At 63.7% G+C, this 24,098-nt stretch carries 15 protein-coding genes and 2 pseudogenes; 7 read left to right on the forward strand and 10 right to left on the reverse strand.

Annotated features, from left to right (window positions below):
* Positions 1-11: 11 nt before the first annotated feature.
* From CJ179_RS01295 to CJ179_RS01310, 4 genes are all read right to left on the reverse strand, one after another.
* On the reverse strand, positions 12-3,494 hold the full coding sequence (locus CJ179_RS01295; protein WP_095860491.1) for an indolepyruvate ferredoxin oxidoreductase family protein: 3,483 nt from the start codon (positions 3,492-3,494) through the stop codon (positions 12-14).
* Between the two features lie 80 nt (positions 3,495-3,574).
* On the reverse strand, positions 3,575-4,705 hold the full coding sequence (locus CJ179_RS01300) for a serine hydrolase (RefSeq protein ID WP_179377492.1): 1,131 nt from the start codon (positions 4,703-4,705) through the stop codon (positions 3,575-3,577).
* A 237-nt stretch (positions 4,706-4,942) separates the two neighbouring features.
* Positions 4,943-5,692 carry an SDR family NAD(P)-dependent oxidoreductase gene (locus CJ179_RS01305; RefSeq protein WP_095860493.1) on the reverse strand — a complete coding sequence of 250 codons (750 nt, stop codon included), beginning with the start codon at positions 5,690-5,692 and terminating at the stop codon, positions 4,943-4,945.
* Between the two features lie 66 nt (positions 5,693-5,758).
* Positions 5,759-6,547 (reverse strand): enoyl-CoA hydratase-related protein, encoded by a 789-nt coding sequence (locus CJ179_RS01310; RefSeq protein WP_257015234.1) that lies wholly within the window; start codon positions 6,545-6,547, stop codon positions 5,759-5,761.
* Positions 6,548-7,193: 646 nt separating this feature from the next.
* On the opposite strand from CJ179_RS01310, the gene CJ179_RS01315 reads away from it, so the two are divergent.
* The 5 genes from CJ179_RS01315 to CJ179_RS01335 all read left to right on the forward strand — a co-directional run bounded on the left by CJ179_RS01315 (position 7,194) and on the right by CJ179_RS01335 (position 12,406).
* Positions 7,194-7,799, forward strand: coding sequence for a TetR/AcrR family transcriptional regulator (locus CJ179_RS01315; protein ID WP_143548861.1), 606 nt, complete (start codon positions 7,194-7,196; stop codon positions 7,797-7,799).
* Positions 7,800-8,264: 465 nt separating this feature from the next.
* The gene (locus tag CJ179_RS01320) at positions 8,265-8,690 is read left to right on the forward strand and encodes a limonene-1,2-epoxide hydrolase family protein (RefSeq protein ID WP_143548862.1); all 426 of its coding nucleotides are present in this window, start codon (positions 8,265-8,267) and stop codon (positions 8,688-8,690) included.
* An 80-nt stretch (positions 8,691-8,770) separates the two neighbouring features.
* Positions 8,771-10,009: a cytochrome P450 gene (locus tag CJ179_RS01325; RefSeq protein ID WP_095860496.1), complete on the forward strand. Its 1,239-nt coding sequence runs from the start codon at positions 8,771-8,773 to the stop codon at positions 10,007-10,009.
* Positions 10,010-10,357: 348 nt separating this feature from the next.
* The gene (locus CJ179_RS01330) at positions 10,358-11,809 is read left to right on the forward strand and encodes an MFS transporter (protein WP_179377493.1); all 1,452 of its coding nucleotides are present in this window, start codon (positions 10,358-10,360) and stop codon (positions 11,807-11,809) included.
* 81 nt (positions 11,810-11,890) lie between these two features.
* Positions 11,891-12,406: a cupin domain-containing protein gene (locus tag CJ179_RS01335; RefSeq protein ID WP_095860498.1), complete on the forward strand. Its 516-nt coding sequence runs from the start codon at positions 11,891-11,893 to the stop codon at positions 12,404-12,406.
* Here the strand turns inward: CJ179_RS01335 and CJ179_RS01340 are convergent.
* A pseudogene (locus CJ179_RS01340) lies at positions 12,382-12,615 on the reverse strand (DDE-type integrase/transposase/recombinase); the annotation flags it as partial. The gene CJ179_RS01335 and the pseudogene CJ179_RS01340 sit on opposite strands and share 25 nt — an antisense overlap.
* A gap of 35 nt (positions 12,616-12,650) precedes the next feature.
* A pseudogene (locus CJ179_RS52535) lies at positions 12,651-12,813 on the reverse strand (IS256 family transposase); the annotation flags it as partial.
* A gap of 91 nt (positions 12,814-12,904) precedes the next feature.
* On the opposite strand from CJ179_RS52535, the gene CJ179_RS01345 reads away from it, so the two are divergent.
* Positions 12,905-16,429, forward strand: a complete 3,525-nt coding sequence (locus tag CJ179_RS01345) for a serine/threonine-protein kinase (protein ID WP_095860499.1) — start codon at positions 12,905-12,907, stop codon at positions 16,427-16,429.
* 525 nt (positions 16,430-16,954) lie between these two features.
* On the opposite strand, the gene CJ179_RS01350 is transcribed toward CJ179_RS01345, so the two are convergent.
* Positions 16,955-17,731, reverse strand: a complete 777-nt coding sequence (locus CJ179_RS01350) for an SDR family NAD(P)-dependent oxidoreductase (RefSeq protein ID WP_095860500.1) — start codon at positions 17,729-17,731, stop codon at positions 16,955-16,957.
* A 51-nt stretch (positions 17,732-17,782) separates the two neighbouring features.
* Positions 17,783-18,733, reverse strand: a complete 951-nt coding sequence (locus tag CJ179_RS01355; RefSeq protein ID WP_095860501.1) for an SDR family NAD(P)-dependent oxidoreductase — start codon at positions 18,731-18,733, stop codon at positions 17,783-17,785.
* 268 nt (positions 18,734-19,001) lie between these two features.
* On the opposite strand from CJ179_RS01355, the gene CJ179_RS01360 reads away from it, so the two are divergent.
* Positions 19,002-19,571 (forward strand): TetR/AcrR family transcriptional regulator, encoded by a 570-nt coding sequence (locus CJ179_RS01360; protein WP_179377494.1) that lies wholly within the window; start codon positions 19,002-19,004, stop codon positions 19,569-19,571.
* A gap of 828 nt (positions 19,572-20,399) precedes the next feature.
* Here the strand turns inward: CJ179_RS01360 and CJ179_RS01375 are convergent.
* Complete coding sequence (locus CJ179_RS01375) at positions 20,400-20,675, reverse strand: hypothetical protein (protein WP_257015237.1); 276 nt, start codon at positions 20,673-20,675, stop codon at positions 20,400-20,402.
* 147 nt (positions 20,676-20,822) lie between these two features.
* Positions 20,823-24,092: a protein kinase gene (locus tag CJ179_RS01380; protein ID WP_095860504.1), complete on the reverse strand. Its 3,270-nt coding sequence runs from the start codon at positions 24,090-24,092 to the stop codon at positions 20,823-20,825.
* Positions 24,093-24,098: the final 6 nt, after the last annotated feature.

The following is a 24,098-nucleotide window of genomic DNA, read 5'->3' on the forward strand; positions in this document are numbered from 1 at the left end:
CTGTACGCGCGTCACGCGACCGACGATGTCTCCGACGCATCGAACTCCGTCCGGAGCTCGCGGAGTCGCCGATCGGCATCCTGCGCAGAGAGGTCCTTTACCGAGTCGAACCCTCGAATCTGCTCCGGCAACGAGGCGATCTCGACCGCGATACCGTAATTTTCTTCGGTGATGTCACCGATCAGCTTGTCGATCAGCTGCTCGTACTCGCCGACCCGGGCTCGTTCTGCACGGCGGTGCGCGGTCGCCCCGAACAGATCGAGCTTCGTTCCCCGCACATGCCTCATCGCTGCCAGTCCACGGAACACGGGGGCTGCGGCCCAGAAAGGAATCTCCCACTTGCGGAATCGACCGCTGTAGCTGTCCCGGGTGTTGAACAGCTGAGGCGCCAGATTCGCCTTGATCCGGAAGTCGCCCTCGAACTCTTCCTCGAGCCCGCGCCGGAACTCGGGATCGGTGTACAGCCGGCCGACCTCATATTCGTCCTTGTACGCCATCAACTTGTAGAAGTAGACCGCGACGGCCCGCGTCAACTGCAGGTCATCACCGATGTCCGACGACCTCACCCGGTTGACGAGCGACAGGTAGCGTTCTGCGTACTCCCGGTTCTGATAGTTGGTCAGACGCGCGACGCGATCCACGATCACGTCCTCGAGATCCACGTCGACCGGGGCGTCGCCCGATCCCACGGTGCCGGCCCTGTCCAGTTCATCGAGGAGCCGTTCGACTGCGGGGTTGCCCGCGGCGAGAAGCCGGCCGATGTGCAGAGCCTGGAGGTTCTTTCGCACACTGATCCCGTTGAACTCGATAGCCTCTTCCAACGAGCTCACTCGCACGGGGAGTTTGCCCTGCTGCGCCACGTAGCCGAGCAGGATGATGTTGGAATAGATCTCATCGCCGAGAAGCGCGACCGCCAACCCGTTCGCATCCACGAACTCCACGTTTCCGGCTGTCGCCTCCCGCAGGGCAGAAACCATGTACCCGCTGTCGAGGTTCAGGTTCGGATTCTCCGCGAAAGCGACTGTCGGCTTGACCTCTTCGTTGACGATCGCTTTCGTGCGGTCGGAATCGTACAAACCGAGCAGGTCCTTCGACGAAGCGAGGACGATATCGCCACCGATCACCAGGTCCGCCGAAGCGGGTCCGATCCGCGGTGACAGCTCCGCATCCGACATCGACGTGATCCGAACGTGGCTCTGGACACCACCGTTCTTCTGCGCCATGCCGGTCTCGTTGAGGACCGACACGAACTTGCCCTCCGTGTGCGCGGCGCGACCCAGGAGCGCCCCGATCGTCAGCACACCACCGCCACCGATACCACCGATGACCACGTTGTACGCTTCCCGATTCGACGGGAACCCGGTGGGTTCCGGTGCCGCCGGGAGCGCATCCAAGGACGCGCCGTCGATGGTGCGCTTGCGCGGCGTGGCGCCGTAGACAGTAACGAAGCTCGGGCAGTAGCCGTCGACGCAGCTGAAGTCCTTGTTGCAGGTGGACTGGTCGATCTTCCGCTTCCGCCCGAGAGGCGTTTCAAGAGGTTCGACCGAGATGCAGTTCGAAAGGTGGTTGCAGTCCCCACACCCCTCGCACACTTCGGGATTGATGTAGGTGCGCTTATCCGGATCGTCCGCTGCGCCCCGCTTGCGATGTCGCCGAAGCTCCGCCGCACACTCCTGGTCGTAGATCAGGACGGTGACTCCCGAAACCGTCGACAGTTCCTGTTCGGTTTGCATGAACTTCTTCCGGTGGCGAATCTCGACACCGCGAGGGAACCGTCCGCGCCTCCGTACCCGCCTCGGGCTCTCGGTCACCACGACGACCTTCTTGGCGCCCTCGGCCAGAACCTGCTCTGCCACCTCGATCGCGCTCAACTGACCCGGAATCGCTTGGCCTCCGGTCATGGAGATGAACCCGTTCAGAAGAACCTTGAAGGTGATGTTCACGTCGGCAGCGATCGCCGCCCGGATCGCGAGCGATGCGGAATGCGAGTAGGTACCGTCGCCCACGTTCTGAAAGGCATGCGATTCGGAGCTGAACCGTGACATGCCGATCCACATGGCCCCCTCGCCTCCCATCTGCGGGAGCATGTCGGTCTCGCGACCCTCCATCTCGGCGAACGTCGCCATCGCGTGGCAACCGGTTCCGCCGAAGTTGAAGCTGCCCTCAGGGACGCGGGTAGAGGTGCTGTGGGGACATCCCGAACAGAAGCCGGCAGCACGGACCAACCCGCCCTGCACCGGAGTCAGGCTCAACAACTGCCCCACGCCGCTAGCGATGGTCTTCCCCGTTTCCAATCCGAAACGCCTCAGCCGCTTTCCGAGCACCTCGGTGACGATTCCGGAGTTCAATCCGCTGATCTCGGGCACGAGCCGAGCACCCTGCTCGTCCGTCTTGCCGACGATGAGCGGGCGCGCATCGCGGTCCAGACGATTGGCCAGTCGGTTCAGCTGATCCTCGATGACCGGGTACTTCGGCTCCACGACGATCACCTCGTCGAGACCGGACATGAAGTCCAGCGCACCCTTCTCCGCGATCGGCCACACCAACCCGAGCTTGTACACCGTCACGCCGAGCTCGAGGGCGCGTTGCTCCGTGACACCGAGCTCATCGAGCGCATCCAGGACATCGAGATACGGCTTTCCCGCGACCACGATGCCGACCCGACGGTGTGGTCCACCCTCAACCGTCACTCGATCGAGTTCGTTCACCTCGGCGAACTTCTGCACCGCGGGCATACGCCACCGCTTGATATCGTATTCGATATCGATTGCGGTCCTTCCCAATTGCGCTCCCGGTGCACCGTCACCCCCGGGGGGGGTGATGGTCGGCAGCGCACCGAGGTCGACCGAACCGGCGGAATCGGCCAGATCGTTGAGGCAGATCATCCCGACCCACATCTTCGAGTACCGGGACAGCGCCCAACCGAACAACCCGTAGGTGAGCATCTCCTGCAAGGTCGCCGGGCTGAGGACAGGCATCCCCATGTGCACGAACAGGGTTTCGCTCTGCTGAGCCGTCACCGTGCTTCGTGCCTCGTGATCGTCGCCGGCGAGCGCCAACGCACCACCATACTGGGAGGTTCCGAAGTAGCTTGCCGTGCGGAGCGCATCGGCCGACCGCTCTACACCCGGCCCCTTCCCGTACCACATGCCGAAGACACCATCGAGATCGGAGTGGTTTCCTCCGAGATTGAGGTTCTGAGTGCCCCAGACCGCCGTGGCCGCCAACTCTTCGTTGATACCGGGTTCGAACTCGACGCCGACCTCCGACAGCCGTGACTTCTCACGTCGGAGCAAGGAGTCGAGACCGCTCAGAGGCGAACCCGGGTATCCCGACACGTAGCCTCGGGTATGCAGCCCGGCACGATCATCGAGCCGCTTCTGAATCGCCGGCAGGCGCAGGAGCAGATCCGACCCGGTGAGGTACTCTCGCCCCTCGGTCGCGTCGAGCACATCGAGCGTTTCAGAGTGCTTACGTCCGTTCGGTGATGCCATATCAGCTGACCACTCTCATGCTAGACGAATCCCACTGCAGTGCAGGTGGAGTCGTCACGGTATTACAGACAGGGAAACGGTTATCCGGCAATGTCTCGCACCAAATCGCCGAGCTCGGTGAAGGGATGTTCGTCCGGCGGAAGCGGAGGGTTGATCCGGAACATGCGGTTGTGGCAGATCGCGACAGACAGGCCCGTGTCCGGATCGGCCCACGCAATCGATCCGCCGGAACCGTTACTCGCGAGAATATTGGGGTTCGTCCCGATGATCGGCTCCGCAGGCGGGGTGTTCCCGCCGAGCCAGAACCCGCCCACCCCGACGAGCGGCGTTTGGCCGAGAACCTCGTCGTACTCCTCCGACCGCGGCCGCGGCTCGACGAAGGACATCACACGCTCCTCGCTGAGCAAGCGCGTCCCGTTCAGCTCCCCCCCGTTTGCCAGCAATCCGAAGAACTTGGCCACGGAGTCGGCGTTGGCAATGCCGCCGGCCCCCGGCACCACCGCATCGTAGAAGACCGGATTGTTCCAAATCGGGCCTGGTGTAATGGATTCCGGCATCGCAAGCGAACGGTACTCCGACGGTTGCGGCCGCAGCCCGCCCGCCGTGTACAGCTGCGCGACACGCTGGTGATTGTTTCCCTGCATCCCGAGGTAGTAGTCCTCGATGCCGAGCGGTTCGAAGATCTCCTGCTCAATGAAGTCGGCGAACGTGCGGTCGACGGAGTCCGTCCTGCGCACCACCTCGCCGAGCAGCCAACCGTAGCTGATGGACGCGTATGCACTCTGTCCACGCGGGAACAACGGTTCCAGCGCAGCGAGCCCGGCGACGCACCAATCCCAGTCGGCCAACCTCTCGGGGGTTGTCCCCGGCGGCATCTGCGGAACCCCCGCCTGGTGCACGAGCACTTCCTGGACGGTGATCTCGCCCTTACTGTTCGACCCGAATTCCGGCCAGTAGGTGGCAACAGGCTCGTCGTAGTCGAGCAACCCGCGCTCGGCTTGGATATGGACGGCCATCGCCGCCAATCCCTTTGTCACGGAGAAGATCGGGAACAGGCTCGTCCCGGTGACCGGGGTCCCCGCGTCGTCCATGGTGCCGATGGCACCGGACAGGATCGGCTCGCCTTTCAGGTAAGCGGCGATCTGGACGCCGCGCTCTCCCCGTTCGACTGCCTTTTCGAGGGCGAACTGCAGTTTGCGTTCTACGCTCACAATGGGCTCCTCAATACGTGTATCGCACGCAAGCTACTCAGTGGGATCTCGATGACGACGCAGAAAGCGTCGGATCCTCTGCTGAAATGATCTGATACATCTTCTGTATCCAGTCATACTGGATACAGGAAACAGTCGCCTTGTCCAGGACGAGCTCACGTTCCGACCTGCGAAAATTCGGGGGTTCCGCGAGTTCCTGGCGGCGGTCGGGGACTGAATCTACGGCGGGCTACGCGATCAGGATGTCATCGTCAATCCGCCACTGACACTGAGTGTCTGCCCCGTCACATAACTCGCCGCATCCGACCCCAAGAACACCACCGGAGCCGCCTGCTCCTCCGCAGTCCCCATCCGCTTCAACGGCACCGCTCGCACCATCTTATCGATCACATGCTGATCCGACTGCGCCCGCAACAACGGCGTATCCGTCGGCCCCGGCGAAATCGCATTCACCCGCACCCCATCACGCGCCACCTCCCGCGCCAACGACTTCACAAACCCGATCACCCCCGCCTTCGCCGCCGCATACACCGTCTCCCCCAACGTCCCCACCTTCCCCGCATCCGAACTCGTCAACACGATCGACCCCGACTTCTGCGCACTGAACACCCGCAACGCCGACCGACACAAATAAATCGACCCCATCAAATTGATACGCACAATCTTCTGCCAATACTCATCATCCTCATCAGCAAAAAACGTCGTATCCGACCACCCCACCGTGCTCGCCACAATATCCACCCCACCATGCTCCCGAAGCACCGACTCGATCAACGCATCCGTCTGACCGAAATCCGTCACATCACACACATGCTCCGACACCACACCACCACGCGCACGAATCAACTCCGCCGTCTCCGCAGCACCGGCCTTGTTCACATCCGCCACCGCCACCGCCGCACCCTGCGCGGAAAACAATTCCGCCACCGCACGCCCGATACCACTACCACCACCGACAACCACCGCAACCTTGCCATCACACCGCATCACAAACCACCCTCCACAAAACTCACACCGACAAAACCAACCGACAGAACCACTTACGGAATTGCATTACTTACGGAACTGCGCGAAATCCGGACTCCGCTTCTCCAAAAACGCACGCGTCCCCTCATGGAACTCATCCGTCCCATGAATAAAATTGATCATTTGCTGACCATGCTGCACCGCCGGCCACAACTGATCACTCTCGAAATTCAACGAAATCTTCGCCACCCGCAACGCCTGCGGACTCAACGACAACAACCGCGCACACCACGCATCCACCGCAGCGTCCAACTCCGCCGCCGGCACACACTTGTTGATCAACCCCAGCGACACCGCCTCCGGCGCCGGAATCTGCTCACACAACATCACGATCTCCCGCGCCCGCCGCTCACCCACGATCCGCGGCAACAACTGCGTCCCCCACCACACCGGCACACTCCCCATCTTCGGACCCGACTGACCGAACCTCGAATCCTCCGACGCCACCGTCAAATCACACAACATCTGCAACTCGTTACCCCCACCGACCGCAAACCCCCGCACCCGAGCAATAATCGGCTTCCCACACCCCCGCATAATCAACGACAAATTACTCGTCCGCCGATTCATCCGCGCCGCCCCCACCGGATCCGACGCATCCTCCCACGCAATATCCCCACCCGAACAAAACGCCTTCTCCCCCGCCCCCGTCAACACGATCACACCCACCGAACGATCCGCCTCCGCAGCACCGAACGCCGCAATCAGATCATCCAACGTCTCCTCACGAAACGCGTTGTACTTCTCCGGACGATTAATCGTGATCCGAGCAACCCCACCCACAACCTCATACAAAACATCCGTCAAATCCAACACCGCAAATACACCTCTCCCTAGAGAATGGGAACCGAATGAGCTCGAATTACTTCTCGTGCCGAGCCGGTCGACTCGACGTCACGACGAATCAACCTGCCGGGGACTGATCTGGTCGACAGGCCGGAGGCACTGCCGACTGGCCGGAGACGCGAGCGGCGGATCGCCGCGCACTGCCGGTCCACGTCGGTCTCCACGAGCAACTACACCCGCGGAGACGCTGCGCTATCACAACCGATGACGCTTGCCCTAACGTGTCATCTTGAGCTACTTTGGCACAAAGTGACAGAAGTCGCAATACTCGGTTGCCGATGAATTTGGGCACCACGAACCGGCACAGCGGCGGTGCGTGCGGTGCTGGAAGGATGGTCTCGTGGCTCTTCACACCGTGCTTCACCGGCTGAGGTCGGTACCGCGTCGGCGCGCGGCGTCGGCGCGCTCGGCCGCGCAGCCGTTCGACCTGCAAGCAGGCTCGAACTCTGAGGCAGAACCACAGTTCACGCTTGTGTTTGCCGAGTTTCGTGAGGAGAAGCCCGCCTGGGGGGCGGGGCGGTCCGGCGCTCACCGGACCGCAGGGACGACTCTCCTCGAGAACAGCCGAGCGGCCCGCCGAGCCGGTCGACTTACCCGACAAGAAAGGCGATGAGGCGTGACTACATCGAAACCCGAGACGAAACAGCCGACCCTCCGCGAGCAGCAGCGCGTGGCACTCCGCAGCCAGCTCGCACAGTCGGCGATGTCGCTCTTGGACGAGCGGGGTTGGAGTGAGGTCACCGCCAGCGACATCGCCCAGAACGCAGGCATCTCGGTCCGCACGTTCTACCGGCACTTCGCCAACAAGTCGGATGCGTTCTGGCCGATCCTTCATGAACATATGAAGATCCAGCACCAGGCGTTCATCGACTCGGATGAGCCCGACATCGTCGAACGGGCCGCCGATGCTCTGGTGGCGTCGTACGAAAAATCACACGGTGGGCTCGAGGGCGCGCATCGCACATATCGCCTGCTGTTCGGCGTCGAGGAACTCAGCTCGGTCTGGCTGCGCTCCGCCCTCGAGGCCGAGACCGAATACACCAAAGCCATCGAAACTGCGTTTCCCGAATACTCGGATCCTCACGACGCCCGCTTGGTGGCGGCAATCATCGTCACCTGTGTCCGGGTGTCACTGTACGACTGGGTGAATGACAAGCCGGAAACCCTGCGCGCACACGCGATGCACGCGTTCGAGCGAGCAAACCTTCACCGGAAGAATTGACTCGGGACAGTTCGCCGGACCATCGTGTCCAACCTCGCCGGACATACCCACGAGTCGTTGTCCGCGTGCGACTGCTCCCTACCGGTAGAACGCGGGCCGGCACATGTCCCCCGCGTTCTACCGATCGAGAACGATCCCTATCTCCCCTGCCCCGAGCACGGGAGCGGTTCGCTCTCCCGCCGCGCCCACCCTCCGAAGCGGCAGGTTCCAGTCGGGGACACCAAGCTCCGAAATCGGAGGCTTGTGATCGCCAACACACTGGGATACGGTATACGCAGCAAGGGCAGTATCCGATCCGCCCCTGCGTCACCAGCCGTAGTTTCAATCCGGAACTGAAGGCACAGCGTACATTTGCGCATTTCCGCAGCGTCGGCTTCTCAACCAATCCACTCGGGCTTTCGGCCCTCGAGGGGAGTACGCCTCGGTTCATGCGCATCAACCGTGAAGAATCATCTGGAGGAAGAAATGACGAACACCGGACCGAACTCGCAGCGGCTGCTCACCTTCTGGGACAAGTGGGACACCGATTTCGATACATTCGTGGACTCCTTCCGCGACGTCTTCACCGACAAGACGATCTGGTGGAACACCGAGTCTCTGCCCCAGGTTCAGGGTCTTGACGAAGCCCTCGAAAAGATCATTCAGCCTTCGAAGGACTCGGCACTGGGCATGGAGTGCATTCGCGTGGAGGTTCGGCACATCGCCGAGGTCGGGAACATCGTGCTGCACGAGCGCATCGACCACCTCCTTCGCGCCGACGGCAGCATCATCATCTCCACTCCGATCGCAGGCATCACGGAGTTCGACGACAACGGAAAGATCACCCACTGGCGCGAATACAACGATCCGACGCGTCTGCTAGCGCTGATGGCGGGCCCCTCCGAATCCTGAGCGCAGCGCAAGGGACACCGGGAGTTGCGCGTGCCCCCTTGCGAATCAATCAGCGATCCCCGAACCGAAACGGTGAGATTATGACCTCAATTGTGGACGACGCATTGCAGGAGCCGAACCTGACGGATCCCGCGGTGTACGTCGAAGGCTTTCCGCATGAAACGTTGGACAAGATCCGGGCTCGTCAAGGTCTGGTGTGGCAGCCGGCAGAACACGGCACGTACAACGGCGGGCTCTGGCTCGTCACCCGATACAACGACGTGATGGACATCGAGTCTCGTCCAGCCGATTTCAGCTCGGTCCCTGGCGCCTTCTACCCGTTGGGGAACATGGATGGCACCAGTCCGATGCAGAAGCACATTCTCTTCATGGACCCTCCGGAGCACAGCAGGCTCCGGAGGATGGCCTCGCGGTCCTTCGGCCCTCGGATCGTCCGACGATTCGACGGTTGGGTCCGTGAGGTCACCGAAGAGGCACTCGACAACGCCTTTCCCCTCGGGGAGTTCGATTTCGTAGAGGACGTTGCCAAGCTGATTCCGTGCCGCGTGATGAGTGCCATCATGGGTGTCCCGAGCGAGATGCGAGAGCAGATCGTTCAATGGTCGCTCGACGTCTTCGTCGCGCAAGCGAAGGCGGAGCAGGACGGAGGCGCCGCCTTCGCAGCAGTCTTCGCGGAGATCGGCGCATACATGGCTGAGCTGGGAGTGGAAAAGCTGCGCGATCCTCAGGACGACCTTCTGTCGGTTGTCGCAGCCGCACTCGACAACGGCGAAATCGACGAGTTCGAGTACCAGATGTACACCACTGGAATTCTTGTGGCGGGCACTGAGACAACGCAGACGCTGATGTCGCAGTCGATCCGTCTCATGATCGAAGATGAGGTGACCCGGGCGACGTTCGAGAAGGCGTTCGCCGACGGCGAGTACCTTCGACTGGTGGGGGAATGCCTCCGCTATGTCACGCCGGCGTACAACGTGGCACGAACCGCCACTCACGACCTCGAATTCAACGGTCAACAGATTCGCAAGGGTGACACCATGCAGCTGATGTTGGCAGCAGCCAATCGAGATCCCGAGATCTTCGAGGATCCTCATCGGTTCGACCCGTTCCGGGATCCGAAACCGCTTGCAGCAGACGGTGTCGCATTCGGTAGTGGGCCACATCGGTGCGTCGGGAGCATGCTGGCCAAACTCGAGCTGAGAATCCTGTTCGAGGACATCAATCGTCGCGGCGTTCGGCTCGAACTGAACGGCACACCGGAACGCGGTTGGAGTTCGCTGGTCAACCAGCTGAATTCGCTGCCCGTCAAGGTTGTATGAATGTCTCGAGAGTGATCCGTGCGAAGTCCGGAACCGACATTCTCCCACCCTCCGCAACATCGAGTCGGAGAATGATCGGCCGGCGCACGTCACGCCGCCCCGGAATCCTGATCGCAGGCGGCACAGATCGGTAGTGAGGGGTTGGCTGTCGATACCGCATCCCCTCACTACCGATTCGAATCCACATCGGTAGTGATCACCGATGGGATTCTTCCTGCGCGCGCAGGACCCCTACTTTCCCCACTCGGACAGAGATCGGGTTCTTCGCGAACCCCGATGCTCGTCGAGCACATCGTGCTGCGGGCGATCGCCGGTTGCCTGCCGTACCTCGACATTCAGGCGGAATGCATGAGTTCTTCACTAAACAACTCGTCCACAACCACGCAGACACACAAGCGTACGTCATCCTCGCCCGGCACCGGATGGAACCTGCGCCGAATCATCGTCGTCCTTGCACTCGTCGGCAGTCTGGTCGGTGCGATCGCTACGGTCCTGCTCGGACCGCAAGGACTGCCGTTCGTCTCGGCGGAGTTCAACACCGATCAGGGTGCTTGGTTCGTCACCCTCGAACTCATCGCAGCAGCGGTCCTGACCCCGCTGGCAGCGCGAATGGGCGAGCTCTACGGCAAACGCCGCATCATCATCGCGCTCGTGGTAGTGGGAACCATCGGATCCGTGCTGATTGCCATCGCACCGGCTTACTGGGTGGTGCTGGCGGGACGGTTCCTGCAAGGCGCGACCCTCGCCTGCGCGGCACTTGCGCCGGCTCTCGTCCGCGAAGCACTTCCGGAACGGATCGCGCCCTTCGGCGTCGGCCTCGTCGCCACCGGGTCGGGACTACCCGGGGCACTCATCCCCTTCATCACCGGTCCCGTGATCGACAACTACGGATTCCGGGTCGTATTCTGGGGCGTTGCAGCAGTAATGGCCATCTTCGCGGTACTGATCCTCGCGACGATCCCCGAATCGACCGTCTTCGATTCCGGTTCGGTCGATTACGTCAGCGTGCTGCTACTCGGTGGCGGCGTGGCCGCGATCCTCGCCGGTCTCAGCTTCGGACCGTCACTCGGTTGGGCCTCGGCTGCGACCATCGTCCTCTTCATCGTGGGCATCGTCGCGATCGCAATCTGGGTCCGGCACTCGAGGGCGTCGCAGAACCCGTTGATCGACCTGTCTATTCTCACCGACCGACGAATGACTGTGGGGCTGATAGCAGGTGGATTGGTCGCCGGCACGGGAACTCTGTTCCTCATCGCATCCTCGTACGTTGCCCAGACACCGGCAGGCGAGACGCTCGGCTACGGACTCGGATTGAGTGCCAGAAGTTACGCCTACCTGCAGACCTTCTACTTTCTGGGATTCCTCGTCGGCGGAGTGATCGCGGTTCAGGCATTGCAGCGGATGAGTTACATCGGCGTCATCCTCGGCGGCGCAGGACTACTCGGGCTCAGCGCGATCATCGGTGTGCTGTCGTTCAACCAGGTGTTGGTGTTCGCAGCAGTGCACCTGATCATCGGCATCGTCATCGGCGTCTTCTTCTCCGCGAACTTCAACTTCATCTTTCGATCCGTCGCGGCCACTCGCCGGTCGTCGGCATCGAGCTTGTACCTCACCATGACGACACTCGGGCAGTCCCTCTACTCGATCCTGCCGCTCACCATCGCGGCGATGCTCTTCCCGGCAGCCCTCGTGGGTGTGGTGAATGTGCAGTCGATCCGCTTCCTTTTCTTCTTCATTCTCGGATCCGCCATAGTGGCCGCGCTGCTCGCAGTCTGCGGTAGGAAGGCCGGGCAAGAGTGAGGACCGGGCGACTCGCCCCTGATCATCCCTCGCCAATGGTGGCACATCACTCGGTTGGACCATCGAAAGGAACAGAGAACCATGAGTTCGAACCCTGCACGTCTCGTGATCACAGCCCATGACCGTCAGGGCGAATCGATCGTGGCCGAGGATCGCATGGTCGAGATCTCCAAGATGTCGGCAGCCGGAACAAATTTCCATGCGCTCTGGGGAACGGACACAATCCCGGACCTTCCGACCGACGGCAGCGTGGATCCGAGGATTGCACCGTTCCCTCCCGTCGGCGGCATCCGATTCGTCCAACTGGTTGTTCAACCGGAATCCGAAATCGACTACTCCGCGAACGATGTTCAAGGCGTGAATGTTTCCGACGACTCCGCCCCCGGTAGGCACGTGACAGCGTCGGTGGATTTCTGCGTCGTCATCGAAGGAGAGGTAATCCTCGAATTGCCGGAAGGCCGCGAGGTCGTGCTCCGTCACGGAGACAGTGTGGTCCAGAACGGAACTCTGCACGGTCGGCGGAACAAGACCGATTCGCCGGCCCGACTCGGGGTCTTCCTCGTCGGAGCCAATCATTCAGGGATCTCCGGCAACTGAATCTCACGCGAGATGGTGAACCGGTCGGCCATCACCTCCCGGTACTCACCCGCCGACAATCGGTGTCGGTGTGGCCGGAAGTGTTGTGAGATCGACGAGAACGCCGACAGAAATCGCTGCGCGTGCCGCATCGATTTGAAGCGTTTCATCGCCCGCTCGCGCTGCCGGGTCGGCAGGTGCGAGTTCTCGGCTCGATTGTTCAGGTACGTGGATCGTCGATACTCGACGGAACCGAGCAGGTCGCGGCGTAGTAGGTACGGCAACGGTGCCAGGTTGCCCCGGGCAGGGTGGCGCCGATCGCCGAAACGAGGCGCCGTGCGCGTCCGTCGCGAACCGCCCCGGACAGCCCGCTGGCGACCGGAGACCGGGAGAACGCCACAGTCTGCACCATCCTTGCTGGAGGTCACGTTCCGGGGGTAGGGGCGCGGTTTAGAATTGAGGCAACATGAGGTGGCGCATGCTTAGAGGTGCGGATGGCTCTCGCGGACCGGTCCGTGGATGGGCTCCGGCCTTGGTCCGCTCCTCCACTGCCGGACCCCGGTTCAGTGGTCAGTGAGGCGTGCGGTGCCCGCCGATGAGGTCGCGAATCCCGGAAGCCCGGCTCAGGACGAGATTAGGAACGAACTAGCCGCGGAGGGCTTCGACGATCTCCGGGTAGTCGGACGAGGAGGGTTTGGCGTCATCTACCGCTGTCGCCAGCCCGCTCTCGACCGAGTAGTGGCGATCAAGGTGATGATTGCAGACCATCAGGCAGGCGACCGCGCGGGGTTCCTACGTGAACAGCAGGTCATGGGCAGACTTTCGGGCCATCCCAATATCGTTCAGGTGCTCGAAGTCGGTGTTACCCGGGCCGGACGTCCATACCTCGTGATGCCGTTTCACCGCCGAGACTCGCTCGAAGCATGGATCAATAGGAGGGGACCGCGCACGATCGCCGAGGCGCTCGACATCGGCATCAAGGTCGCCGGAGCGTTGGAGACAGCACACCGCGCAGGCGTGCTACACCGAGATATCAAACCGGCGAATATTCTGATGTCCGAGTACGGCGAACCCCAGCTCACCGATTTCGGGATCGCCAGGCTGGCCGAGCAGCAGGACACCACTCGGAGCATCGTGGTGGGATCTCCCGCGTACACCGCCCCGGAGCTGCTTCACGGACAGCCGCCGACGATTGCCTCGGACATTTACAGTGTCGGCGCCACCTTGTTCACGACCTTGGCCGGTCGTCCGGCCTTCGGCCGCCGCCGCGGCGAGGAGCTGTTCTCACAACTGCTTCGGATCAGCACCGAACCGATACCCGACATCGGTGGTCGCAATGTCCCCGACAGCGTCCGCGCAGTAGTCGAACAAGCGATGGCACGGGATCCGACCAGTCGCCCTGATACAGCCTCTGCGATGGGCGAGGCGCTCCGTCGTGTCGGCACTGATCTCGGTTATGCCGTCCCGGACGTCCCCCTGCCCGTGGCATGGGATGACGACGAACCTGACATGCGACCGAGCGAACGTGAACCCAGGCGGACAACCTTTCACTCCGCGCTGACAGCACTCAACCGCGAGCTCCCCCGACCACCTACGGCAGACACGAAGTACCGCCCGCCATCCCCTGCTCACCCGACGGTCCAGCGAACTCGGCTACTCGACCAATTCCGCAGCGACACAAGTGCGCGGCTCATCCTGATTCATGGACCCGCCGGATACGGCAAGACCACCTTGGCCGCCCAGTACCTCAGGGTCCTCGAGGGTGCGGGACGCACAACAGCGTGGCTGTCTCTCGACGACGACGACAACACGCCCGCCTGGTTTCTTGCGCATCTCGCCGAGGCCATCGCTTTACCTCTTCCCGGTCTCGGATCGGAACTGGCCCAGGCTCTCGAAGGACATGGTGCCGGCGCCGAGCGCTTCGTTCTGACGACACTGATCAATCGAACCCATTCGGCGGGCAATGAAATCACCGTGGTGCTCGATGACTGGCACCGTGTCACGAACCCGGCGAGCCGCGCAGTCGCTCGCTTCCTGCTCGAGCACGGCTGCCACCATCTGCAGCTGGTGGTCACCAGTCGTACCAGGCAAGGGCTGCCTCTGAGCGCTATGCGAGTGCATAAGGAGCTGATCGAAATCGACACGGTCGGGCTTCGGTTCGACCTCGACGAGTCCCGCGAGCTTCTCACTGAGACTGCCGGTCTGGAGCTGGAGGAGAAAGCCCTCGCCGAACTGAAGGAATCAACCGATGGTTGGGTCGCGGCCCTGCAACTTGCATCGCTTTCCCTGCGCGAACACCGCGATCCTCAGGCAGCCATCCATCGTTTGTCCGGCCGACACCGGGCCATCGGCGAGTATCTCACCGAGAACGTCCTCGACAGTCTCGACCCCGCTTTGCTCGACTTCCTTCTGGCCACATCGGTCACTGAACGGATCTGCGCACCGCTGGCTGCTGCCTTGACCAGTCATCGGCACGCTCAAACGGTACTCGAGGACATCGAAGAACGGGACTTGTTCCTGTCACGACTCGATGAGGACGGGCAATGGTTCCGCTACCACCACCTGTTCGCCGAACACCTCTGTCGTCGCCTGGAACGCGACGATCCTGCACGACTGACCGAGTTGCACCGACTCGCATCTCGGTGGTTCGGAGGTCAGCACATGCTCAGCCCGGCGGTCAACCATCTCCTCGCCGCCGGTGACGATGACGATGCGACCGACGCCGTCGAAGGCGAAGCGCTGTTGCTTCTCGAACAGTCGCAGATGAGCACACTGCTCGGCCTCGCCGCAAAACTGCCTGCCACTGCCACTGCCCGCCCCCGCCTGCAGATGGCCCTGGCCTGGGCTCACGCGCTCCTGCACCACCGGGAGGCTGCGGTCGAAGCGCTCGGTCACGTCGAAGCGGCACTGCCCTCGGGTTCTGCCGACGACGATGCCGACATTTACGCGGAGGGGTCGCTCATCCGCGCCGCCATCAGTGTCTACGACGACCGGCTCAACGACCTCGACGAAGCCATCGACGCGTGCATGGCACGGGCACACAGACTTCGCCCGTGGGTTCTCTGTGGGACAGCCGATGCCGCCTCGTTCCGATCGATCAACCGCTTCGATTTCACCGAAGCACGACGCTGGCAGCAATGGGCACGTCCGCACCAACACCGGGCGGCCGGACCCTTCAGCGTCGTCTATGGATACTGCCTGGACGGGCTGGCGTCGAGGGAGCAACTCGACCTCGCAAGCGCTGAGGCCAGCGTCCGCCATGCCGTCGACTTCTCAACGAGCCCCGGAGACGACCTTTCCTACAGTTCACGGCTCGCCGCAGCGCTTCTGGGAGACCTTCTCTATGAGCGGGGACAGCTCGAGGAAGCCGAGTACCGCCTCGATCAGAGCTACACCCTGGGCATCCAGGGTGGCACGGTCGACTTCATGGTCGCCACCTACGCGGTGGGGGCGCGTCTGAAGTTTCGGCTTGGTCGGCCCCACGCGGCGGAGGAACGTCTCGAGGAGGGAGAACGCCTCGCGGTCGCGCTGAAGCTGCCGCGGCTGGGGGCGCACGTTGCCAATGAGCGCATCCGCCACGGACTGGGACCAGCACATGTCGCTGTTCCGGCCACCCTTACCAGCCAGCTCGGGCGCGCCGAATTGGGCGGCATCGCTCGAATCACAGCTGAGATCAGGCAGGAGTCATCTATTCGGCTCCAACTCGCATCCGGCGACGGTCGGTCGGTGAAGCAAGCGTGTTCGCGAGCCCGTGACCTCGTCGAATCGATCGACACCAGCCGGAGGCCGCGAGCTTCCCTCTACGGCCGTCTCTTGCTGGCCGAATGCCAAGCAACACTCCGCCCGGGTCCCGAGGCGGAACGCACGCTGCTTCCGCTACTCGAGCAGTGTGCACGAGCCGGGCTCTTCCTGCCGATTCTCGACGCGGGTCCAGCTGTATGTGGGCTTGTGCAGCGAATCAGCGACACGCACGAGATGAGTGCGGCGATGACTGGTTTCATCGACCGCCTTCTACGACTCATCCGCCCCGACTGCACAGCATGACGCGTCTGGACGAACTCTCGAAGGTCAGGCACGACGTCTACCAAGCGGGAGCCGAGTAGCGCTTCACTGAGCGGCACGACGGGCTGGCGGCCCGCGTCGGAGATGTTGTGAATACGCACATGGAGATCGGCCTATGGCGCCAACGGGGGCCGTGCCCGTCAGGGGCGCCCACCCGCCCGCCGCGTTGCCCGGAGTCTCCCAGCGAACATTCGACTCCGGCAAGAACGAGTCAGCGGTCCCCGGTCCGACCGTGCCCAGCGCCGTGCCAGCCACCGCCCGGCCACCAAACGCCGGTTCGCCACGGCTGGTCGCTGCGCCACGCAGTCCAGACGACGGTCTGGGGTCCCTCGGATCCGTACTCCTTCAAAGGCCTGGCGACCGCACATCGCCGACGCGCTGCACCGTAGGTCCCGCGTCGTTGCCGCCGACGCTGAACCGGGCGAGGACGTGGTTACGTTTGTCATCGTGATCGGGGTGACGAGGCTCACAGCCTCTCTCTGGCCAGGGACGCCGCGCCATGCCGCATTAGAACTGGAGGGGAATGCGGTAACCGGCGTCCAGTCGTGGGCTGGAGGCGTTGAAGTAGCCGTTCTCCACCAGATGGGCGGCGAACGCGGCGAACTCTTCGGGCTTGCCCAGGCGGCGGGGGCCGGCGAAATGTTGAACCTGCTGGGCGATGGCCGCGTCGTCGGTGAAGCCGTCGAAGATCGGCGTGTCGAATCCGCCGGCCACGATGGTGTTGACTCGGATGCCGCGGCCGGCGAACTCGCGGGCGGCAGGGAGCGTCATACCCACGAGCGCGGCCTTGGTCGCCGAGTATCCGACCATGCCGACCGTGCCGTCGTGGGCGGCGGCGGACGAGGTGTTGATGATGATGCCTCGCTCGCCGTCGTCGTCGGGCTCGTTGTTCAGCATTGCCGCGGCGGCCTGGCTCATGACGTTGAAGGTGCCCATGAGGTTCGTGGTGAGCAGCTGGGTGAAGTGGGCCGGGTCGGTGGGCTTTCCGTCGGCCGTGGTCAGCGGGACCGCGGCGATGTAGCCTGCGGTGTTGACGTTGACATCGATCCTGCCGAACTGATCGAGGGTCGCCCGGATGGCAGCGGCTACCTGATCGGGGTCGGTGATGTCAGCACCGAGGCCGAGGGCGTTGTCGCCGAGTTCACTTGCGATTTTCTCGGCGAGCGTACGACGGCGTCCGACGAGGACGACGTTCGCTCCCCGTTCGGCGAAGTAGCGGGCTACCCCCAGGCCCAGCCCAGACGTGGCTCCGGCGATCAAGGCGGTTTTTCCGTGGATGTTCATAGCAGTGGAGCTTCCCTTCAAATACAGCGGGTCTTGGGCGTACGGCGTGTCTTAGGCGCGGAGCATCTCGGTGGCGACGTCCCAGAGCCGCTCCGCGTTACCCGAGTCGAGTGCGTAGGGCCGCACGCCGCTGTCGGCGTAGGGGTTGGGGTCGGTGTAGAGCTCGGCCTCGTTGCAGTCCTCGAAGTAGCGGCTGGTGACACCCCCGAGCAGGGGCGACGCGGCCACCAGTACCGAGGTTGCGGCGCCTTCCTCGACGGTCTTCCAGTTGAAGTTGGCGAAGGCTTCCTCGGTCTCCGGCGTCATGTTGTCCTCCTGGTGGCGCTGGAGGCCGGTGCGGATACCGCCAGGCATGACCGCGTTGGCCGTGATTCCGTCGTCGGCCCACCGATGGGCTGCTCCTACTGCCAGCAACACGTTGGCGGTCTTCGACTGGCCGTAGGCCGCCCACTCCTCGTACGGGCGTCGCTCGAAGTGGATATCGTCGAAGACCACCGGCGAGAACAGGTGGCCACTGGAGCTGAGTGAGACGATGCGTGCACCATCGGCAGCCGCGAGCGCGTCGTGGAGGCCGAGGGTCAGGTCGAAGTGGCCGAGGTAGTTGGTGGCGAACTGCAGCTCCCAGCCCTCGGGTGTGCGGTGCAGCTCCGGCAGCGCCATGATCCCGGCATTGTTCACCAGGATGTGCAGCGGGCCCTCCCAGGCACGGATGAAGGACGCGATCGAGGCCCGGACGGTCAGCTCCAGCGGCGCGGCGGCCACCTTCGAGTTGCCGGTAGTGGCTGTGATCTCCTGCGCGACACGGTTGCCCGCCTCGACATTGCGGACGGCGAGAGTGACGTCGGCTCCGGCACTGGCCAGAGCACGTGCCGTCTCTACGCCGATTCCGGACGCGGCGCCTGTGACGATCGCGCGTTGACCGGTCAGGTCGACACCCTCGATGACCTCGCTCGCTGTGGTGTGAAAGCCGTAGGGCGTCGTGAAGCGCTCGTGCGTGTTCATGTGTGGGCTCCGTTCGTGTCGGCGCTCCCCATCGATTCCTGGCCGCTCTCGCGTTGGGGAGCCAGCATTATCCGGAACATATTCCGGTAAGAGCACACTAACCGGAATATGTTCCGTTTGCAAGGACGGGGCGCGGGGCGCGGGTTCGTGCTCGGGCCTCCGTGTCGCGGCGGACATTTCCCGGGTGCGTCCAATCTGCGGCCCGGGTTAATGGTCGTGGCCTGCGTGTACGATTTAGTGGAAACGATTCCGCTTCTTGGGGGTGACTATGACCGAGACAACGCAGCGCAGACCGCGCGCGGACGGGCAACGCAATCGCGCGCGCCTCCTCGAGGTGGCGCTGCACCTGTTCGTAGAGCGGGGCCCGGATGTCCCCTTCACTGAGCTCGCCAAGGAAGCCGGTGTCGGTGTCGGCACTGTCTACCGCCACTTTCCGACGCGCGAAGCCCTCATCGAGGCGGCCTACCGTTCGGAACTGGATGCCGTGTGCGCTGCGGCCGGCGAGTTACTCGAACAGGTGCCGCCCCGGGACGCCCTGCGTATCTGGATGGACCGTTTCGTCGACTACTGGGCCACCAAGATCGGTCTGGCGGAGGCGATACGAGCCGTCGTAGCTGCGGGCGGGAATCCGTTCGCGCAAAGCCGCGAGCGACTCAATGACGCCGTCGGCGCCCTGCTGTCGGCAACCGCAGCAGCAGGGGTCACACGTTCCGAGGTCGAACCGGACGATGTGGTGGTATCACTCAGTGGCATCGCCATGATCGCAAGCGTATTGGACCGCGATCAGCTAGGTCGGGTGCTTGACCTCCTGTATGAGGGGATCCGCATCCGACCCTAGACGGAAACGCTGACAGCTCCGTGCTGCACCATCCGGACCGGCCCAACCAACTGCGTCGCGAACCCGAGCTGGCCACCGAGGTCGTGGAGGAACTACTCGTCGACGAAGGCTCAAAAGATGGCCCCGTATTACTTCCCGTAACGGTCGGCGGGTCCGCGTGTCGTAAGACGTCGAATGCGCAGGAGATGATCTTGCCGGCGTTGACGAGGCTCAGAAAGTGTTTTGAAAGTGTCACGCCGCGCGGGTCGACTGCCACGGGCGTCGTCCGCGTGCGGGGGCCAGTCGTCGGGTCATCAATCCGATCATTGCCCATGTGATCATCGCCTCCGAGTGCGCCGGGAGGCGTTCGTCGTCGTGGTCGAGTCGACGGCAACGCACGATCCACGCCAGGGTCCGCTCGATCAGCCAACGGTGTGGCAACACACTGAAACCGAGCTACCCCTTGGGTTTCCGCACGATATCGAGCGTCATCCGGCAATGCTCCGCGACCCACCCGACGAGACGTCCGGCGTAGCCGCCATCCGCCCACACCAACACCATGCGACGGCATCACTGTCTTCGCCCGGGACAACACCCGCCGCACGGTGGTCGTGTCGGCGTTGATGTCGCGCACGGCTGCCTCGTTCGGCGCGTGCTCGGCGCCACCTGCACCTCGGTCAGCCCGGCCGCAGCCACCTGGTCGAAGAGCCTGTGACCCGATTCTCCTAAGGGCACCAGTATAATTCGTGCCATTAGGACAGTCGGTGTGGTGTCATCTCGCTCATGACAACGTTCCTCGTTTCTGATCGGTCGGGCGGCGCAGCTGCGGGCGGATGACAACGTGCGGGCTCACCGGCCCTGTCCGGTGGCCATCCGTCCCAGCATGTCGTCGACCTGATCCAGGTCGACGTCGACGGAGGTCACGATCTCCAAGCCTGATCGCCCGTCGGCGAGGAGTTCGATGCTGCGTGTGACGGCATCGGGGGAGCGGCCGCGGACACCGACGATGGTGTTGGCGCCGCGTACCAGGGATTTGAGATCGAGTTCGCAGACCGGGGTCGCTTTGTCATTCGCCGACCATGCGCGCCAGCGACGACGGGAAATTGTGACGCCGGTCTGGCGCACTCGTGAGCTCAGGGCCAGGTTCTCGTCACCGGCACAGCATCTTCGCTCGAGACAGTGCGCTGCGGCAGGACGATCCACGACCTCACCGAAATTCGCTCAACCGCAGGCAATATGACTGACCGACCGCACGGTCCCGAACCAGACATGTCAGTTCTGATCGCGTGTCTGTTCCGCAACCCAGGCAGCGACCTGTGTCCGGGAGGTGAAACCCAGCTTTGTCAGGATGTGCTCGACATGGCCTTGCGCGGTGCGCGGTGAGATCACGAGGCGGTCGGCGATGGCCTGATTGGTCAGACCTTCGGCGATGAGGCCGGCGACCTGGCGTTCCCTCTTGGTCAGTCGCGTCGACGCGTCGGCGTCGGACGTGGAAGGGCTGGGCGGATGTTCGTGGAGGGCGTAAGCGATGGCCGCGTCGAAGCCGAGCTGTTCACCCTTGCGGTGGGCCGACGCGAATGCTTTACCCCCAAGTGCCTGGCGAACCTTCTGTTCGCAGTTCTGTTGGTAAGAAACCAAATTGGAATGTATGACGACGGCACTTCCCACCGACCGCGCCAACCCGTCCGCAGCTCCCATCAACACTGCGGCCCGATCTGGATCGCGCCGCTCGCACGCGATCCAGGCCAGCGCTCCGAGGCAGGCGATGGCGACACGTGGGCCGTGCACTTGCCGAGACAGCTCCAGCGACTGCTCGAGCAGCCAGACCGCACGATCGGTGTCGCCCTGTCGCCACACGGCAATCCCCAAGGCCCACAGCGAGTACGACCCGTACATCTTCTCGCCGTATCGTTGTGTGATCGCGAGAACACGCTCGAGGAATTCGATCGCCTGGCCAGTCAGGCCGGACAGCCCATATACCAAGCCCAACGAGTACAGCACACCGGTTTCGAGTGTGCGTTCCCCGCGTCCGGTGAATGCCGTGAGCGCGGTTTCGAAGTGAGAGCGGGCACGTCCAAGATCACCGCTGTGGAGGGAGAGCATGCCGTCCGCACACTCGACGACAGCGCGCATCATCAGGTCGCTGGTTTGCGCGGTGAGCGTGCGCGCCTCCTCGACGAGCGCGGTCCCAGCCTGGAGGTCACCCTGCGCATCGGCCATTGCACTGGCGCAGTACAACGCCTTGACCCAAGGCAGGGTGGGCGGACCTGACTGGCAAGCTCGCAGTCGGTCGAGCCAACGACGCCCCTCGCTGTAGAGGCCCTGGGAACCCCAGAACAGAAACAGTGCCACGGCGGTGCGTAGTCCGGCGGCGGGGTCGTCGTCGATGCTGAATTCGAGGGCTTCCCGCAGGTTCGGTTGTTCCCGTTTGAGGCGGGCGATCCAGTCGAGTTGGCGGGCGCTGATCCACTCGACCTCCGCTTCGAGCGCCAAGGACTCGTACCAGTCCCGGTGCCGGCGACGCAAAGCCACAGCCTCGCCGGTCTGTTCGAGTTTTTCGTAGCCGTATTCGCGGAGGGTTTCGAGCATCCGGAACCGCACCACCGACCCGGATTCCTCGCGGATCAGGATCGACTTCTCTACCAGGGACGTCAGCGTGTCGAGCAACTCGCCGGGGTCGAGGTCGGCGCCGCACACCTGCTCCGCGGCGTCGAGTTCGAAGCTTCCCGCGAAGACCGCCACCCGACCCCACACCAGTTTCTCTTCGGCGGTGCACAACTCGAAGCTCCAGTCGATGCACAACCGCAGGGTCTGTTGCCGCGTCGGCGCGCCGCGGTTGCCGCGGGTCAGCAGGGCGTAGCGGTCGGTCAGCCGCTCGAGGATCTGCTCGGGTGACATCGCCCGCAGCCGGGCCGCGGCCAACTCGATCGGTAGCGGCAGCCCGTCGAGCCGGTGGCAGATCCCCGCCACGGTCGCCGCATTGCCCTCGGTGAGCTCGAACCCCGGAACCGCGGCAGCGCCGCGGTCGACGAACAACGTCACCGCATCGTACTTGGGCAACCCCCGCATCGAGGTCGGCCGCTCCGGATCCGGGACCGCCAGCGGCGGGACTCGCAACACCGCCTCCCCACCGATGACCAGGGGTTCGCGGCTGGTGGCCAGAACCCGCACCCGCGGACAGGCCCGCAGGAGGAGGCCCACGAGTTCGGCGACCGCGTCCACCACGTGTTCACAGTTGTCGAGGACCAACAGCACCTCCCGCGGCACGAGGAACTCGACCAGCACCTCACGCAACGGCCGCGCCGAATGGTCTCGCAATCCCAGTGCGCCGGCCACCGCGTCGACCAGCGACGACGCGTCGCGCAGCTCACCCAACTCCACCAGGAGCACACCGTCGGAGTACTCGCGTTGCACGGCCGCTGCGATCCGCATCGCCAGCCGCGTCTTGCCCACACCGCCGATCCCGGTCAACGTCACCAACCGCGACCCGGCCAGCAGGTTCTTGGACTCCGTGAGCTCGTGTCGGCGACCGACGAAACTGGTCAGTTCCAAGGGGAGGCTTCCCGCCACGCCCACCGTCGAGGGAGCCGGTGATCGCCCGCCATGCGATACCGGTTGCACTCCATCACCCTGCGTGTCCGGTCCGGCGCGCAGCGCCATGTCGTCGACAGGGAAGCCGTGGGCCCGTTGCAGGGTTCGCAGTTCCTCGCCGAAGTCGGCGGCGGCGGCCGGGCGCTGACCGGGCCCGCGGGACATCGCCCGGGCAATCACCGCGGACACATCATCCGGGACCCCCTGCTCGCGCAGGTCGGGCACCTCTTGCGTGGTGATCCGCAGGAATTGCGCGACCACCTGCTCCCCGCTACGACGTTCGAACGCGGCATGCCCCGTCAGAGCACTGAACAGGGTGGCACCGAGACCGTAGACGTCCGCGGCCGGACTCGGTGAATCACCCCCGAGCACCTCCGGCGCGGTATACGCCGGCGACCCGGTGACCGCACCGGTCGCGGTCACGAAGCCGCCGCTGATGTGCGCGATACCGAAATCGGCCAACTCCGGATCGCCGTAATCGGTGAGCAGAATATTCGCCGGTTTGACGTCCCGATGCAGGATCCCGAGCCGGTGCGCCGACTCCACCGCGCCCGCCATCTTCACACCGAGTCGAAGCGCCTCGTCCACCGGCAACGGACCGTGACGGCGGATCCACACGTCGAGCGAATCCTGCGGGTGGTAGGGCATCACGATGTAGGGACGGCCGCTGTCGGTGGCACCGACCTGCAGAATGTTGACGATGTTCGGGTGCCCGGTCAGCCGCCCCATCGCCCGCTGCTCCCGGAAGAACCGGGCCCGGTTCTCGTCGTCGAGTTCGACGGTGAGGACCTTCACCGCCACCGTGCGATCCAGGTCTGCCTGCGTGCAGCGGTAGACGACGCCGAACCCGCCGCGGCCGATCTCCTGAACGTCAGCGAAACCAGCTCCACCCAGTTCGGCGGCCGGGGACGGCGGGTACCGCTGCGTGTCGAGCGGGTCACCTTCACCCATCGGACG

The sequence above is a fragment of the Rhodococcus sp. ACS1 genome (assembly GCF_002300155.1).
GTDB lineage: Bacteria > Actinomycetota > Actinomycetes > Mycobacteriales > Mycobacteriaceae > Rhodococcus_F > Rhodococcus_F koreensis.